The organism is Microbacterium sp. AB, from assembly GCF_032878875.1.
In the GTDB taxonomy this organism is placed as follows: domain Bacteria; phylum Actinomycetota; class Actinomycetes; order Actinomycetales; family Microbacteriaceae; genus Microbacterium; species Microbacterium betulae.
On the sequence record NZ_CP118157.1, the window covers coordinates 2,202,898 to 2,218,560 of the forward strand.

At 69.9% G+C, this 15,663-nt stretch carries 13 protein-coding genes, 1 tRNA gene and 1 other RNA gene; 11 read left to right on the forward strand and 4 right to left on the reverse strand.

Features of this window, described 5'->3' with window-relative positions:
- The first annotated feature begins 4 nt into the window (after nt 1-4).
- Complete coding sequence (locus N8K70_RS10425) at nt 5-1,156, forward strand: acyltransferase family protein (RefSeq protein WP_317138279.1); 1,152 nt, start codon at nt 5-7, stop codon at nt 1,154-1,156.
- A gap of 128 nt (nt 1,157-1,284) precedes the next feature.
- On the opposite strand, the gene N8K70_RS10430 is transcribed toward N8K70_RS10425, so the two are convergent.
- Nucleotides 1,285-1,357 (reverse strand) — tRNA-Lys (locus N8K70_RS10430).
- 168 nt (nt 1,358-1,525) lie between these two features.
- Here N8K70_RS10430 and N8K70_RS10435 point away from each other — a divergent pair.
- The 3 genes from N8K70_RS10435 to N8K70_RS10445 all read left to right on the forward strand — a co-directional run bounded on the left by N8K70_RS10435 (nt 1,526) and on the right by N8K70_RS10445 (nt 3,326).
- Nucleotides 1,526-2,371: an inositol monophosphatase family protein gene (locus N8K70_RS10435; protein ID WP_317138280.1), complete on the forward strand. Its 846-nt coding sequence runs from the start codon at nt 1,526-1,528 to the stop codon at nt 2,369-2,371.
- Nucleotides 2,368-2,937, forward strand: a complete 570-nt coding sequence (locus tag N8K70_RS10440; RefSeq protein ID WP_317138281.1) for a hypothetical protein — start codon at nt 2,368-2,370, stop codon at nt 2,935-2,937. The genes N8K70_RS10435 and N8K70_RS10440 overlap by 4 nt, the downstream gene beginning before the upstream one ends.
- Before the next feature lie 83 nt (nt 2,938-3,020).
- The gene (locus tag N8K70_RS10445) at nt 3,021-3,326 is read left to right on the forward strand and encodes a DUF7882 family protein (protein WP_317138282.1); all 306 of its coding nucleotides are present in this window, start codon (nt 3,021-3,023) and stop codon (nt 3,324-3,326) included.
- Nucleotides 3,327-3,472: 146 nt separating this feature from the next.
- On the opposite strand, the gene N8K70_RS10450 is transcribed toward N8K70_RS10445, so the two are convergent.
- The 3 genes from N8K70_RS10450 to ssrA form a co-directional block, all read right to left on the reverse strand.
- Nucleotides 3,473-4,750, reverse strand: coding sequence for a hypothetical protein (locus N8K70_RS10450; RefSeq protein WP_317138283.1), 1,278 nt, complete (start codon nt 4,748-4,750; stop codon nt 3,473-3,475).
- Nucleotides 4,751-4,814: 64 nt separating this feature from the next.
- Entirely contained in the window at nt 4,815-5,330 is a 516-nt protein-coding gene (locus tag N8K70_RS10455) for an RNA polymerase sigma factor (RefSeq protein ID WP_317138284.1), read from the reverse strand.
- Between the two features lie 247 nt (nt 5,331-5,577).
- Nucleotides 5,578-5,947, reverse strand: a transfer-messenger RNA (tmRNA) gene (gene ssrA / locus N8K70_RS10460).
- 181 nt (nt 5,948-6,128) lie between these two features.
- On the opposite strand from ssrA, the gene N8K70_RS10465 reads away from it, so the two are divergent.
- The 7 genes from N8K70_RS10465 to N8K70_RS10495 all read left to right on the forward strand — a co-directional run bounded on the left by N8K70_RS10465 (nt 6,129) and on the right by N8K70_RS10495 (nt 15,654).
- A complete protein-coding gene (locus tag N8K70_RS10465) occupies nt 6,129-7,271 on the forward strand; it encodes a hypothetical protein (RefSeq protein WP_317138285.1) in 1,143 nt (380 codons plus the stop codon).
- Nucleotides 7,272-7,447: 176 nt separating this feature from the next.
- Nucleotides 7,448-8,146 (forward strand): hypothetical protein, encoded by a 699-nt coding sequence (locus N8K70_RS10470; protein ID WP_317138286.1) that lies wholly within the window; start codon nt 7,448-7,450, stop codon nt 8,144-8,146.
- Nucleotides 8,143-9,723, forward strand: coding sequence for a DNA polymerase Y family protein (locus tag N8K70_RS10475; RefSeq protein WP_317138287.1), 1,581 nt, complete (start codon nt 8,143-8,145; stop codon nt 9,721-9,723). The genes N8K70_RS10470 and N8K70_RS10475 overlap by 4 nt, the downstream gene beginning before the upstream one ends.
- The gene (locus tag N8K70_RS10480) at nt 9,723-13,244 is read left to right on the forward strand and encodes an error-prone DNA polymerase (RefSeq protein WP_317138288.1); all 3,522 of its coding nucleotides are present in this window, start codon (nt 9,723-9,725) and stop codon (nt 13,242-13,244) included. Before N8K70_RS10475 ends, N8K70_RS10480 begins: the two co-directional genes overlap by 1 nt.
- A gap of 60 nt (nt 13,245-13,304) precedes the next feature.
- Nucleotides 13,305-13,826, forward strand: coding sequence for a hypothetical protein (locus tag N8K70_RS10485; protein ID WP_317138289.1), 522 nt, complete (start codon nt 13,305-13,307; stop codon nt 13,824-13,826).
- Nucleotides 13,827-13,894: 68 nt separating this feature from the next.
- On the forward strand, nt 13,895-14,677 hold the full coding sequence (locus tag N8K70_RS10490) for a hypothetical protein (RefSeq protein WP_317138290.1): 783 nt from the start codon (nt 13,895-13,897) through the stop codon (nt 14,675-14,677).
- Between the two features lie 71 nt (nt 14,678-14,748).
- The gene (locus tag N8K70_RS10495; protein ID WP_317141216.1) at nt 14,749-15,654 is read left to right on the forward strand and encodes a 5'-3' exonuclease; all 906 of its coding nucleotides are present in this window, start codon (nt 14,749-14,751) and stop codon (nt 15,652-15,654) included.
- Nucleotides 15,655-15,663 lie beyond the last annotated feature (9 nt).

The window sequence follows — 15,663 nt, forward strand, 5'->3', positions numbered from 1 at the left end:
TCTGATGACCGAGCAGCACACGCGCCCGAAGTTCGAGTTCGCCGACGGGTTGCGTGGACTCGCCGCTCTCGCCGTCGCCGTCCTGCACGCGACGACATTCACCGGTCGGGTCGGAGCGGTGGACGATGAGCTCCCGATTCTCGGGAGCATCGCCAGGATCGGCGACTACGCGGTTCCCGTGTTCATCGTCCTGTCCGGGTACGTGCTCACGCTGCCCGTGTTCCGTGGCGACGGCCGCACGCTCCGGGGCGGATTCTGGGATTACGTCCGTCGGCGTGCTCGGCGGATCCTCCCGCCCTACTACGCCTCCCTGGTGCTGTTCATCGTTCTCATCGCGCTGATCCCGGTGCTGCAGACACGGCAAGGCACCGCCTGGGACAACAAGATCCCCGTCACGCTCGAAGGCGTACTGACGCATCTCCTGCTCATCCACATCTGGAACCCCGAGTGGGCCTACCAGATCAACGGGCCCGCCTGGTCCGTCGCCACCGAGTGGCACATCTACTTCCTTCTGCCCCTCGCGTTGCTCCCTCTGCGCCGGCTGATCGGCGTCTGGGGGACAATCGCTGTCGCACTGATGCTCGGCCCAGCCATCACCTACTTCCTGCCCACGACGACATCCGGCAGGTACTGGCTGATCGGCTTGTTCGCGCTGGGAATGCTCGCGGCCTCCCTCACGATCCGCCCTCCACGGCTGCGCACGGGGTGGCTCAGCGTGATCGTGCTCGTCACGACGCTCGCGTGGACGACCGTGAACCGTCCCGACGCCCTTCCTGAGCGGATGATCGCAGACACGATGGTTGGCGTCGGGGTTGCTCTCGCCCTCATCGCGATGGGGACGGCTTCGATGCGCTCCCGGATGAATCCGGGCCGTCGAGTGTTCGAATGGCGTCCGCTCGTAAACACCGGCCTGTGGTCGTACAGCATCTACCTCATCCACTCGCCGCTGCTCGCGCTCGCGAATCTGCTCCTGATCCCTCTTGCGCTTCCCACGCTGGCGCACTGGCTGTCGATGGTGTTCGTCGCGCTCCCGCTCGCTCTCGTGGCGTCCTACGGTTTCTTTCTCCTCGTCGAACGCCACTTCACGACCAGCCATCAGAAACGAGAGCTCGGCATGAAGCAAGAACCCGCAGAATCGTCATCCGGCACGCGATGAACGACGATGCCCTGGCGAGCGCGATGTCTTCGCGTCGGACACGGTCGGCGTTCGATCTCGTCACGCCCAGGCTCGCCGTGCACGCGAAAAAGCCCCGGTCACTGGCGAGAGTGACCGAGGCTGATCCGTGCACCCCCAGGGACTTGAACCCTGAACCCACTGATTAAGAGTCAGTTGCTCTGCCGATTGAGCTAGAGGTGCGTTCCGATCCGCCGGACGACGCCGTGCGAACCGAGAGACGACACTACCAGGATCGAGAGGGTCACGCTAATCGGGGCGGGGTCGGGCGCGCCTGTGCATCTCCTGTACGGAGGGGTGGCCTCCGTCGCGCGTCGGGGAACGCACGGGACGCGTCGATATCCTGAGCGGGTGACCTCTCCCGCGTCCACGCCCTCCTCGTCCGCCTCCGCCCACCCGGGGCTCGACGCCGATCTCGCGTTCGCGCTGCGCCTCGCGGATGCTGCCGACGCGCAGACGCGGCATCGCTTCGATGCAGCCGATCTGCACGTGTCGCGCAAGGCCGACCGCACGCACGTCACCGACGCCGATCTCGCCGCCGAGCGCGCCATCCGAGAGCTCATCGCGGCGGAGCGTCCCGAGGACGGCGTCTTCGGAGAGGAGTACGGGTCGTCCGAGCCGACGGAACGGCGCTGGATCATCGATCCGATCGACGGCACGGCCAACTTCCTCCGAGGGGTGCCGGTGTGGGGCACGATGATCGCGCTCGACTTCGACGGATATCCTCGGCTCGGCGTCGTGAGCTCGCCCGCCCTCGGCCGACGCTGGTGGGCGGCGGAGGGGCTCGGCGCCTGGACGAGCGCGGACGGCGAGAACGCTCGCGCCATCCGCGTCTCGGGAGTCGACGACCTCGACGACGCGAGCGTCAGCTTCCAGAGCATCTCTCAGTGGGACGGCGCCGGCCGGCTCGGGCAGCTCATCGCGCTCAGCCGTCGTGTCTGGCGCGACCGCGCGTACGGCGACGTGTGGTCGTACATGCTTCTCGCCGAGGGACGCCTCGAGCTCGTCGCGGAGTTCGGGGTCAAGGAGTACGACCTCGCCGCGGCAGCGGCCATCGTCACGGAGGCCGGCGGCCGGATGACCTCGGTCGAGGGGGCGCCGACGATCGCCGACGGCTCGGCCCTCGCCACCAACGGCATCCTGCACGACGCGTTCCTCGAGCTGCTCGCGTCGGCGCCTCCCGAGGCGGGAGTGTGAGGCACCGCCTCCGACGCACGTCCCCCTTCCGGGCCCTCGCCGGCACCGGCATCCTCCTGACGGTCATCGCGCTCAGCGCGTGCACCTCCGTCTTCCCGCAGGCGGGCACGACCGATCCCGCGGTCGACGACGGAGGCGGAACGACGGGATCCGGCACCGGCGCGGCGCCGACGTGCGAGACGATCATCTCGCCCGCCCTTCTCGAGAACTTCGAGGAGCTGGGATGGACGTCACGGGCCGACCCGTTCTACGTCGGGCCGACGGAGCTGACGGGCGGCGTCAGCTGCAAGTGGGGGAACTTCGACGTCGGAGCGAACGATCTCGTGCAGATGTACGGATGGGCACCCGTCGACGACGAGCAGTCGACGGAGCTGCAGGACTATCTCGTCGCCGAGGGGTGGGTCCGCGAGGAGGGCGACGACGGCATCGTCTACGTCACCGAGGGCATGCCGTCGGCGGAATGGTCCGACGAGGACGGCTACGGCATGACCTATGCCTTCGGCGACGGATGGGTGGAGCTCTCCGACACGAAGAACGGACTCGACGTCATCACCTGGAGCGGCTGAGTCGGACCTCCGGGACATTCGTGCGGCGTGCGCCCCTACGAAATATTCCGGCATGCTTTTGCGAATCTGCCTACTCTGTTGCCATGGGGGTTCTCTATTACGGTGCTTCGTCGGAGCCCGTCCACTTGGACGACCGCACGCTCGCACACCTGAAGACGGTCATCATCACGAAGCTCCGCAGGCAGGAGGGGTTCGCCGTCACCTGCCGCCCGGCGGACGGCGACGACGCAGGACGGGTCGTCATCTGGATCCATCCCGCCATCCCCCTCCGGTTCGAGTTCGACGAGCCCGAACCGTCGCATCTCAACCGGGAATGGCTCGAACGGCTCGCGACCTCCGCGAACGTGCACGGCGGCATCACCCTCGTCGAGGAGCACGCGACGTCGTAGCGACCGTCGTGTCATCGGGCTGCGGCTCCGGAAGGACGAGACGGCAACGGCCGTTGCGAGCGGGAGATCCCGGAGCGGCCCCTGAGCGCGTCGGGAACGACGCGGATCGGATCTCGGTCCGCCTCATCCCCCGAAGACGAGAGGTCTCACTCGACCGCGAAGTCCAATCTCGACTCCGCGACGGCGATGACAGACCACGTGCCTCCGCCGGCGTCGGTGAACGCGTACGTCGGCACGACGAGGACGTTGCCGTCCGACTGCCATCGGCTCGCCCATCCGAGACGAACCGAGACGAGCTCGACGTCGTCGACCGGCCATGACAAGGCCGCGCCGTCCGGGGGAAGTTCGGGGGCCGCCGTCGGCGGACTCCAGTCCACGGCGGCGTCCTCCTCGCGCTCCGCGTACGGCAAAGCGGTCATCTGGGCGCCGAATCGCGGGTCGGAGAGCCGTTCGAAGGCCTCCTGCGCGCTCACGACCGCATACTCGCCGAGCGGCACGACGCTCGAGAGCCCGCCCTGGAGGCTGTACACACCCTCCTGCGCCAGCTCGAGAATCCACGGCTGGTCGAGACGCTGCCCGTCGATGACCGGCCACGCGTACGCCATGTGCGTCGACGAGCCCCCCCACGTCTCCGACGTGTACTCGAAGGCGTCCGGGTCCCGGCCGACCTCCGCGAGCACGTCACGCAGCGCGCCGACGGCGGCGTCCGCCGTCGGCGGATCACAGTCGTCGCCGCACGCCCAGGGGTCGAACGTGGGGTCGTAGTAGAAGAACGAGAGCGTCCCGTCCAGGTAGACGGACAAGGACGGGGAGACCCCGTCCTCGGCGCCCACGACCCATGACCCGTCGCGGATCTCCGGCACGCCGTCGACGTCCAGAGCGGCGGCGAGCGCCGACACGGTCTCGACGTTGGACGATGAGGGACCGTCGTAGGCGTAGCCGGTCGCGGTCGTCGCGGCCGAGGAGAAGAGAGCGCCGGCGTGGAAGGCGTTGCGTCCTCCGTAGCCGTACTCAAAGTCGTTCAGCGAGCGCGTGGTGAGACCGGTGTCCGCACCGAGCTCCGGTGCCGCGCCCTCTGCTCCGCCCCGCGGTCCGTCGAGGGTGATCGGCGGTGCTGCGCCTTCCTCGTCGTTCACGGCGTCTTCGGCGGCCGTCTCCCGCCCCTCGGGAACGAGTGCGTAGCCGGCGATGCCGCCGATCGCCAGCGCCGCCACGATCGACGCGGCGACGCCCGTGCTCGCGAGGATGCGCTTTCGCCTGCGCCGGGCTCTTTCCGCACCGAGGTCGACGGCGGTGTCCGCGTCGCGCCGCTCGTGGGCCGTGGCCGAGTCCACGATGCGGTCCACGAGCCCCTCGGATGCCTCGACGTCGAGAGCGGGATCGACCGCGCGCAGCCGCGAGATCGGATCGAGTTCGTCTGTCATGTCTTCCTCCGCGATCGCTTCTTTCCCCTGCCTATGTCGGGAGGCGTCCCGGTCTTGCATCGGTTCAGAAGGACAGCCGATTCCCCCACGCATCGCGCAGACGCTTCCGCGCACGAGAGAGAGCGGACTCCGCACCAGATCGGGAGACCCCGAGCGCCGCAGCGAGCTCCTCGCCGTCGAGGCCCTCCCAGGCGTGCAGCAGCAGGATCCTGCGGTCGCGCTCTCCCACGCTCGCGAGAGCGCCGCGCAGCTCGTCGTCGAAGAGAACGCTGAGCTCGGGATGGTCCCCCACCCGTGAACCGCCGGCATCCGGCACGGAAGCGACGACGACGTCGACACGCTTGCGACGCGCGTTCGCGAGCAGGAAGCCAGCTGTGCGGTACAGCCAGGGCAGCACGGCATCTCGCGGCACATCGGCACGCCGCCGCCATGCGACGGCGAACACGTCGGCGGCGAGATCCTCCGCGTCCTGCCGAGGACCGCGGCGCGCGAAGTACTTCACGAGAGCCGTCGAATGCGCGCGGACGACCTCAGTGAACCAGGCGATGTCTCCCTCCCCCGTCGGGAACTCATCCGTCACCGTCGCCCCCCGAGAATCGTCGCCGGCCGCAGCGCGCACAGTCATCACATTATGTCCATGTCGCACGAGACGCAGATCTTGCACGCACGCGCCGATTCGAGTGACGCCGCCGTCACACGGAGCTCGACGCGGCCATCGACGCGCCGTCGGGCCTGGACGCCGTTCGAGACACTCCAACGCACAGAAAAACCCCCTTGACGCCTACTCTCGTAAGGCATCAAGGGGGTCATCCACATGCGACAGCCGTTCGTGGAGATGGGGGGAATCGAACCCCCGTCCATCGCTGAGTCTCTGGGGCTTCTCCGGGCGCAGTCTGTGAAAGCGTTCTGCTCGGCTCCGACCTTTGTCACAGACACCTAAGTCGACGAGCCCAGCCGAGAAAAAGTCCCATACGGCATCTCGACACTGCCGCACGGCAAGATCCCTAGATGACGCCAGGATCCGTGTCGGGATCGACCACGGTCTGACGGACTATCGGGCTCGCTTACGCAGCGAGGGCGAAGTCAGTGCGCTTGGTTTCGGCACTTATTGGTTTGCAGGGAGCGTTTACGAGATAACCCTGCATCCTCGGCCCGCTTCTCGCAGATTCACAAGCGATGTCGAAACCGATCATCCCCGTGGATCCTTCGCATGAAGGGAACCGCTGTCGCTCTGTGGAGTTTCCATCGCCGTCTCCGGCGCCGCTCGGGCGCACCCGAGCATCTCAGGCTACAACAGATCCGTCCCCTTCGCCATTCCCGCTCGCGGGGCGGTCATGGCGGCGCGCGGAGACGCTCAGCCTGCCGATACCGTGGAGTGGTGATCCGACTTCTCACGGCGTTCGTCCTCGGCGCAGGCGCCGCGGCCGTCCTCTTCGGCATCCTCATCGACGATCGGTACACGTGGGTCTGGATCACCGCGATCGTCGTGATCTCGCTCCTCCTCCCGCTCATCCTCGTCGCTCGCACGTTCGGCCCACTCGCACGCGCGACTCCGCAGCGGATCCAGGAGGCGATCGACGCCGGGCGCCTGGGCGCCGCGCGCATCGACGCCCTGCGCCGGACGGGCACGACGATCAACGACCAGCCGCTGTGCGAGATCGATCTCTCCGTCTCCGCAGGCGACCGCGCCGCCTACAGGACGACCATCAAGCAGATCGTCGACATCGTCGACATCCCGCGCAGGCAGCCCGGCTCGGCGGTGGCGGTCGTGCGGGTGGAGGCCGCTTCCCCCGATGTCGTGATCGTGGATCGCCCCCTGTCCGATCTCGACGCACGCGTCTCCTCCCTCCCGGCACGCGAGCGGCTCCCCGAGTGGCGCGATGACCCGAAGGCCGCCGAGAAGCACGGGAGACGGGACGGCCCCCTCATCGGCATCGGAGCCGAGGGACGCGGATGGCGCTTCCTCGCGTACGCCGGCCTCTTCGCCGCGGGCGCCGCGGCCGTCCTCCTCCCGGCGTCCGACGAGGTCGAGAGAAGGGCCCTCGACCTCGTCACAGGGGAGGACCACTCCTCGATGTTCGCTCCCGGGCGGCTCGAGGAGGCGCTCGCGGCGATCGAGGAGGCCTCGGGAACGGACGAGTCGGTGGACATCACGGTCTACACCGACTTCGTCTCCGCCGAGATGGCGACGGCACCCGGGGCCTCGACGTTCGACACCTACTCGTACCGCAGGGGAGCCGCGACGAACGACGGTCCGTCGATCATCCAGCCGACCGATCCGGAGCTCGAGGTGTTCCGTCTCGACGATGTGGCGTGGGATCGCGCGCCCCGGATGCTCGACGAGTCGTATGAGCGGACGGACGTCGTGCCCGACTCGGAGCACGCGCCCTATCTCGTCGTCCGCCGCTGGCCGGTCGCCGGCGAGGCGTATCCCGTGACCCTGGCGATCTACCTCCCGGGCGACTACGACACGTCGTCCGTCGAGTTCGCCGCCGACGGCTCGTTCGTCGAGGTGCGCTGACGGGCGCACGCCTCGAGCCCACGGACCCCTCCGCTCTGCTGCCCGCGCCGAAGCAGGCGCTCGCCGACCGCCCCTGAGCCCCGCCTCGTTCCGATACCGATGTCGGAGCAGGGAACTAGTGTTCGAAAGACTCTCTGGAGTTCATCGAACATAGCTTCTATCATGACGAGGTGGGGATGGCACTTCCGGTCGAGGTGCTGCGTCTGCAGACCGAGATCAGCAGGATGCAGCGGGCGAGCGCCCAGGTCAGGGCGCTGCCCGTTCACGACGCGCTCGCGTCGCTCTTCCCCGAAGGCGGTCTGCGGCCGGGGGCCGTGTACACGCTCGATCCGTCGACGAGCCTGCTGCTCGCCCTGCTCGCCGAGCCGTCGCGAGCGGGATCGTGGTGCGCCGTCGTCGGCATGCCCGACTTCTCCGCCGAGGCCGCGGAGTCGTCGGGCGTCGACCTCTCGCGGTTCGCGCTCGTGCCCGATCCCGGCGACCGCTGGCTGTCCGCGGTGTCGGCGATCGCCGAGGTCTTCCCCGTCGTCGCCGTGCGCCCTCCCGGCGTTCCCCGCGATGCCGAGATCGCGCGCCTCACGGCCCGGCTCCGAGACCGAGGGGGCGTCCTGCTCGTCGCAGGGCGCTGGCCCCAGGCGGAGGCGACACTGCATCTGGAGGATCCGGTGTGGTCGGGGCTCGGGCAGGGCCACGGGATGCTCTCCTCGCGTACGGTCACGGTCTCGGCGTCGGGCAGACGCTCCCCCGTGCCCAAGCGCGTGCGCGTCCAGCTGCCGGGGCCGCACGGGGCGCCCGTCGCCGCTCCACGCCCCGCACCCGTCCCCGTCGAGCAGGCGAGGCGCGCCGATCGGCGCGGGCTGGCGGCGGTCGAATGACCAGGGCCATCGTGATCTGGCTGCCCGACTGGCCCGTCACCGCGTATCTGCGCACCGTCTCGCGCGACGCCGCACGCCGGGCCGCTCGCGACCCCGCGACAGAGGCTCTCCCGGTCCCGGACGCAGCCGGACCGCCCATCGCGATCATGCACGCGAACCGGGTCGTCGCCTGCTCGGCGTCCGCCCGCGCCGAGGGCGTGCGACGCGGACAACGGCGCCGTGACGCGCAGGCGGCGTGCCCGTCGCTGCGCGTCGCGGCGGCCGACCCCGGCCGCGACGAGCGCTCCTTCCTCCCCGTGCTCACGCGCTTGGACGAGCTCGCCCCCGGCGTGCAGCCGTTGCGGCCCGGCCTCTCGGCCGTCCGCGCCCGCGGACCCGCTCGGTTCTACGGCGGCGAAGAGGAGGCCGCGCTCGCACTGCTCGATGCGCTGACCGCGCTCGGTCTCCCCCGTTCTCGCGCCGGCGTCGCCGACGGCGTCTTCACCGCCGAGCGGGCCGCGCGGCTGACGAGCGCCGACGCCCCCGTCCGGATCGTCCCGCCCGGCGCCTCCGCTGCCTTCCTCTCCCCGCTGTCGATCGCGTCGATCGAGGACGAGACCCTCGTCGGGCTGCTCCCCGGGCTCGGCGTGCAGACGCTGGGCGCCTTCGCCGCGCTCGACGCCGAGCAGGTGCGAGCCCGCCTCGGCGAGCAGGGCGCGCGACTGCACGCTCTCGCTCGCGGCGCGGATTCCCGGCCGATCGAGCCGCGCATCCCGCCGCCCGAGCTGGCACGCGATCTCGCCCTCGAACCGCCGCTCGATCTCGCCGATCAGATCGCGTTCGCCGTGCGTCAGACATGCGATGACGTCTGCACAGCGCTCGGCGAGAGGAGCCTGGTCTGCACCGAGGTGCGTATCACCCTCACCGACGACCGCGGAGCGCGCAGCGATCGCGTCTGGCTGCACCCGACCCGCTTCGACGCGGCCTCTCTCGTCGACCGGGTGCGCTGGCAGCTGCAGGCGGCGGCCGAGCAGAGCGACGGCCTCGTCGGCGCCATCTCCCATGTGCGCATCGATCCCGAGACCGTCGACGACAGCGCGCATCACCGGCCGGCGCTCATCGGTCACGGGCCCGACGAGCGCCTGCACCACGCCATGTCGCGCGTGCAGGCGATGCTCGGTCACCGCGGCGTCGTCGTCCCGGCGATCGGCGGCGGACGCTGGCTCGAGGAGCGCGAGACGCGCGTGCCCTGGGGAGACGGCGAGCGCCCCGCACAGCAGCGGGACGCCCCTTGGCCGGGTTCGCTGCCGCAGCCTCTGCCGAGCGAGGTGTTCCGCAGCCCGCGGGGAGCCCACGTCACCGCCGACGGCGGAACGGAGATCGCGGTCGACGACCGCGGGATGCTCACCGCTCCGCCCGCCGTCATCGACGGCCGGCGGATCACGGCATGGGCGGGCCCGTGGCCCGTGATCGAACGGGGATGGGACGGCGAACGGATGCGGCGAGCGCATCGCTTCCAGGTGATCGACGCCGAGCAGACGGCGTGGCTCCTCGTGCTCGAGGACGGCCGCTGGCGGATCGAGGGGAGGTACGCCTGATGGGATGGCACAACCCGCCCGTCCCCTGGTCGGAGCTCGAGCGCACCCTGAGCGGCCGGCGGCCCGATCCCGCCCCCGTCGGAGCCGACGGGGGCGACAGCCCCGCGTGGAGCCGCAAGCGCGGTGCGTACGCTCCGCCGAAGATCGAGCGCCCGCCCGACGCCGTGCCCTATGCCGAGCTGCATGCGCACTCGTCGTTCTCCTTCCTCGATGGCGCCTCCTCCCCCGAGGCCCTCGCCGAGGAGGCGGAGCGTCTCGGCCTGCACGCGCTCGCCCTCGCCGACCACGACGGGTTCTACGGGCTCGCGCGCTTCGCGGAGGCCGCGGAGGCGACGAGCGTGAAGACCGTGTTCGGGGCCGAGCTCTCGCTCGGCCTGACCGAGCCGCAGAAGGGGCATCCCGACCCGGCGGGCTCGCACCTGCTCCTCCTCGCCCGCGGCGAGGAGGGGTATCACCGGCTCGCCGGCGCGATCACGCATGCGCAGCTGCGCGGCGGCGAGAAGGGTCGGCCGCTCTACGATCCGGACGAGCTCTCCGAGCGCTCCGACGGGAACTGGGCCGTGCTCACGGGATGCCGCAAAGGCTCCGTGCGGCAGGCGCTCGAGGGCGCCCTCCGGGGGTCCGGCCGCCCGGAGGCGCCCCGGCAGGAGCTCGAACGGCTCGTCTCGCTGTTCGGCCGGGACAACGTCTTCGTCGAGCTCGTCGACCACGGCGATCCGCTCGACTCGCGACGCAACGACGCGCTCGCCTCGCTCGCTGCGGAACTGCACCTGCCGACGATCGCGACGAACAACGTGCACTACGCGGCTCCGCGCGATGCGCAGCTCGCCGCCGCCGTGGCCGCCGTGCGCGCGAACCGCAGCATGGACGACCTCGACGGCTGGCTGCCGTCCCACGCATCCGCCCATCTGCGCTCCGGCGCCGAGATGACCCGGATCTTCGCCCGCCATCCCGGCGCGGTCGGGCGCACGGTGTCGCTCGCCGACGAGCTGGCCTTCCCGCTGCGGCGGGCCAGGCCCGCACTGCCGAGGCAGAGGACGTCGGCGGGCCAGACCCCCATGTCCGCCCTGCGGCAGCTCGTGTGGGAGGGCGTGGACCGCAAGTATCCCGGGCGGCGGGAGGAGGTCCGCGAACGTGTCGAGAAGGAGCTGGGGGTGATCGAGCAGAAGGACTTCCCCGGCTACTTCCTCATCGTCCACGGCATCGTCGCCCAGGCCAGACGCCTGGGCATCCTCTGCCAGGGGCGCGGGTCCGCCGCGAACAGCGCCGTCTGCTACCTGCTCGACATCACGGCGATCGACGCGATCTTCTTCGACCTGCCGTTCGAGCGGTTCCTCTCCGCCCTGCGCGACGAGGAGCCCGACATCGACGTCGACTTCGACTCCGATCGCCGCGAGGAGATCATCCAGTGGGTCTACGACGAGTACGGCCGCGATCGCGCGGCCCAGGTCGCCAACGTCATCCAGTACCGGCCGAAGAACGCCGTCCGCGACACGGCGAAGGCCCTCGGCTACTCCCCCGGACAGCAGGACGCCTGGTCGAGGCAGGTCGAGGGATGGGGGGCGTCGCTCGAGACCGGCCCCGACCACGACATCCCCGACCAGGTGATCGCCTATGCGACGGAGCTGCTCAAGGCTCCGCGGCACCTCGGCATCCACTCCGGCGGCATGGTGCTCACCGAGCGCCCGGTCGGCGAGGTCGTGCCGATCGAGCACGCCCGCATGGAGAAGCGGACGGTCATCCAGTGGGACAAGGACGACGCCGCATGGATGGGCCTGGTCAAGTTCGACCTGCTGGGGCTCGGGATGCTCGCGGCGCTCCAGCACTGCTTCGACATCATCCGCGACGCCACGGGCGAGAGGTGGGAGCTCGACACGATCCCCAAGGAGGAGGCCGCGGTCTACGACATGCTGTGTCGCGCCGACTCGATCGGGGTGTTCCAGGTGGAGTCGCGCGCGCAGATGGGACTGCTCCCCCGCCTGCAGCCGCGGAGCTTCTACGACCTCGCCGTCCAGATCGCGCTCATCCGCCCCGGTCCCATCCAGGGCGGCGCCGTGCATCCGTTCGTCCAGCGCAAGGCGGCACTGGAGGCGCACCGCAGGGAGCATCCCGGGCTGAGCGACGAGGAGAGCATCGACGCGGTCGTCGAGTACCCGCATCCCCTCCTCAAGGACGTGCTCCGGCGTACCCTCGGCGTGCCGATCTTCCAGGAGCAGCTCATGCAGATGGCGATGGCCGTGGGCGACTTCTCGGGCGAGGACGCCGACACGCTGCGCCGGGCGATGGGATCCAAACGCGGCCTGGAGAAGATCGAGTCGCTCAGGGAGAAGCTCTACGCGGGGATGGCCGAACACGACATCACGGGAGTGCTCGCCGACGACATCTACGGACGCATCCGGGCGTTCGCCGACTTCGGCTTCGCGGAGTCGCACTCGCTGTCGTTCTCCCTGCTCGTGTACGCCTCGTCGTGGATCAAGCTGCACTATCCCGCGGCGTTCCTCGCCGGCCTCCTGCGCTCGCAGCCCATGGGGTTCTACTCCCCCGAGACCCTCACCGCCGATGCGCGCCGTCACGGCGTGCAGGCGCGGCGCCCCGACATCAACCTGTCGGGGGCGACGGAGGTGCTCGAGCCGCTCGATCAGGCGTCCGACGCGGATTCCGACGCGCGACGCCGTGTGCACAGCCCCGACTCCGGCGGCGTGTCGCCGAGGGCTCCGACGGGCCGCGACGCCTGCACCGACCGCGCGCAGCCGCCCGTCGGGACGTTCGACAGGAATGCCCCCGACGAATCGGACGCGCATCGCCGGGACGCCGCACACGCCGTGCGTCTGGGGCTGGCCGGCGTCACGGGCATCGGGCTCGAGACGGCGAAACGCATCGTCGCCGAGCGCGACGAGAACGGCCCGTACGCCGACCTGCCCGGCCTCGTCCGGCGTACCGGCGTCTCCCAGGGGCAGATCGAGGCGCTCGCCACCGCCGGAGCGTTCGAGGGGCTCGGGATGACCCGGCGCGAGGCGATCTGGATGGCGGGCCCGGCGGCGCTCGACCGGCCGGAGTTCCTGCCGGGCACGGTCCCGGCCGTGCAGCCGCCGCTGTTCCCCGACCCGTCGAGCTACGAGCGGCTCGCCGCCGACCTGTGGGCGACGGGCGTCTCCACGGACGACCATCCGCTCACGCACTACCGCGACTCCCTCGACGAGCGCGGAGTGCTGCCGTCGGCGGCCCTGCGCGACCACGAGAACGGCCGCCGCATCGAGGTCGCGGGTCTCGTCACCCACCGGCAACGTCCCGCGACCGCATCGGGGATCACCTTCCTCAATCTCGAGGACGAGCACGGCCTCATGAACGTCGTCTGCTCGAAGGGGGTCTGGAACCGATACCGCCGCGTGCTGCGCGACAGCCCGGCGCTCATCGCCCGAGGCGTCCTCGAACGTTCGCCGGAAGGCGTCGTGAATCTGCTCGCGGACGCCTTCGAGGACCTCAGGGTCGGGGTGAAGCACACCTCGCGCGACTTCCGCTGACCGCTTCGGGGCTGTGGATAACTTTCGCGGCTTGAGCGCGACCTCGCTACCGTGGTGCCCATGACGACGCGTCGCCCCTTCGCCGTTCTCCCTGCAGCGCTCATCGCCGCGCTCGCGCTGTCCGGATGCACACCCGACCCGGGCCCCACCCCCACTCCGACCGGATTCGCGACGGAGGAGGAGGCCTTCGCCGCCGCGGAGGAGACCTACCGGGCGTACATCGACGCCCTCAACGCCCGGAATGCCGGCGACGAAGAGGCCGATCCACAATCATTCCTGATCGGCGAAGTTCTTGAATCAGATCAACGCACTCGTGAAATACTAGAACAATCTAAACAGACAATCCAAGGATCATTGGATATCCTTTCTTTTACTCCTGAAACAACAACCAGAATTGCGGACGCAATTCAGGTCGACGCGATCGTATGCATGGATGCAACGAACGCACGAATACTTGACAGCAATGGTGGTGACGTCACCCCCGAAGACACTCCCTCGATCTACTCGCTGAAGATTGAACTCACATCCGCCGATAATACATTGAAAATCTCAGCAAGCGAGAATAGCGATAATCCATGCTGAGTCACCAAGTAAAAATTGCAACAATTCTATCTTGCTTTTTCTCTTTGCCAGTAGCGACAGCACCTTCCTTGGTTTCGACCTGCACCCCAGAAGAAACGCTCATCGGTCTCTGCTCCGAGACGCGAAACGAGGGCGATCACGTCGAGATCGAGGCGGAGCACCACCGGCCGGGGTCCGAGCCTCCGCAGCGGGCTCCGTATCGGCCGATCGACGACCGTGACTCCGATGCATACGACGAGGGCGGCGGCTCCCCCGGAGAGGGGAACGAGTGCCGGGTCGAGACGCTGGGGACGGAGCGTCTGCGGTGCTTCCTCGACAGGTCCGTGCCGGAGGAGGAAGAGGATCCGCCGGAGGCGCCCGTCATCCCTCCCATCGGCGAGCGCGACGTTCTCGCCTTCGCTCCGGCTCCGCTGACGGTCGCGACCGAGCCGGACGGCGTCGCCGTCGTGGGGATGCCGATGAACGTGGTCGCTCCGGCGCAGGAGCATGTGGCGGGAGGGTCGCTCTTCGGCCTCCCGGTGAGGGTCGTCTTCACGCCCGCGTCGTTCGCCTTCGACTTCGGCGACGGGACGGTCCGCACCTCCTCCTCCGGCGGCTCGTCGTGGAGCGACCAGGGGCTCCCCGAGTTCTCGGCCACCGCGACGAGCCATGCGTACGCGTCGCGCGGCACGTACACGGTGGTCGCCTCGGTGTCGTACAACGCCGTCGTCGACTTCGGCGTGTGGGGCGCCTACCCCGTCGACGGTCTCGTGACGACGTCCTCGCCCGCCTCGTCGGTGCGCGTCGTCGAGGCGCACACGGCGCTCGTCGAGAGGTCGTGCATCGAGAACCCGGCCGGCCCCGGCTGCTGACGACGAGGCGACGCAGGCGGACGATCACGGCCCTCCCCTGGCAGGATGAGCGTGTGACGACCCCGCGCCTCATGCTGCTCGACACCGCGAGCCTCTACTTCCGCGCCTTCCACGGTGTCCCCGTCACCGTCCGCTCCGCCGACGGCACGCCCGTCAACGCGGCGCGCGGGCTCCTCGACATGATCGCGAAGCTCGTCACGACGTACGAGCCCACGCACCTCGTCGCCTGCTGGGACGACGACTGGCGTCCGCAGTGGCGCGTGGACCTCCTTCCGTCCTACAAGGCGCATCGCGTCGTCGCGGCGGTGCCCGCCGGCCCCGACGTCGAGGAGGTTCCGGATCCGCTCGACGCGCAGATCCCGATCATCCGCGAGGAGCTCTCCGCCCTCGGGGTCCCCGTGGTCGGCGCCGCGGATCATGAGGCCGATGACGTCATCGGGTCGCTCGCGTCGCAGGCGACGATGCCCGTGGACGTCGTCACCGGAGACCGCGACCTGTTCCAGCTCGTCGACGACGAACGCCGCGTCCGCGTGATCTCGACGGTCAAGGGGATGAGCAGGCTCGAGATCTTCTCCGAGGAGGTCGTCCTCGAGAAGTACGGGGTGCGCGCTGGGCAGTACGCCGACTTCGCGACGTTGCGCGGCGACGCCTCCGACGGCCTTCCCGGCGTCGCCGGCGTCGGGGAGAAGACCGCGGCGGCGCTCCTCGCGGCGCACGGCGATCTCGCGGGCGTCCGCGCCGCTGCGGCGGACGGCGTGGGGATGACGCGGGCGCAGGCGGCGAGGATCGTCGCGGGCGCGGACTACCTCGAGGTCGCCCCGCGCGTCGTCGCCGTCGTGCGCGACCTGGACCTCGGCGTCGTCGACGGCGAACTGCGCGCCCTCGACGACGCCCGGCGCGCACGCGCGGTCGCCCTCGCGGAGCGGTGGGCCCTCGGCACGTCGATGGCGCGGGCGATCGCCGCGCTCGACCGCTGAGCAGCGGAC

Excerpts from the sequence above, each read along its gene's own strand:
- N8K70_RS10470 (WP_317138286.1), top strand. The coding sequence starts at position 7,448 with ATGGCACTTCCGGTCGAGGTGCTGCGTCTGCAGACCGAGATCAGCAGG.
- N8K70_RS10475 (WP_317138287.1), top strand. The coding sequence starts at position 8,143 with ATGACCAGGGCCATCGTGATCTGGCTGCCCGACTGGCCCGTCACCGCG.
- N8K70_RS10425 (WP_317138279.1), top strand. The coding sequence starts at position 5 with ATGACCGAGCAGCACACGCGCCCGAAGTTCGAGTTCGCCGACGGGTTG.
- N8K70_RS10495 (WP_317141216.1), top strand. The coding sequence starts at position 14,749 with ATGCTGCTCGACACCGCGAGCCTCTACTTCCGCGCCTTCCACGGTGTC.
- N8K70_RS10480 (WP_317138288.1), top strand. The coding sequence starts at position 9,723 with ATGGGATGGCACAACCCGCCCGTCCCCTGGTCGGAGCTCGAGCGCACC.
- N8K70_RS10445 (WP_317138282.1), top strand. The coding sequence starts at position 3,021 with ATGGGGGTTCTCTATTACGGTGCTTCGTCGGAGCCCGTCCACTTGGAC.
- N8K70_RS10485 (WP_317138289.1), top strand. The coding sequence starts at position 13,305 with ATGACGACGCGTCGCCCCTTCGCCGTTCTCCCTGCAGCGCTCATCGCC.
- N8K70_RS10450 (WP_317138283.1), bottom strand. The coding sequence starts at position 4,750 with ATGACAGACGAACTCGATCCGATCTCGCGGCTGCGCGCGGTCGATCCC.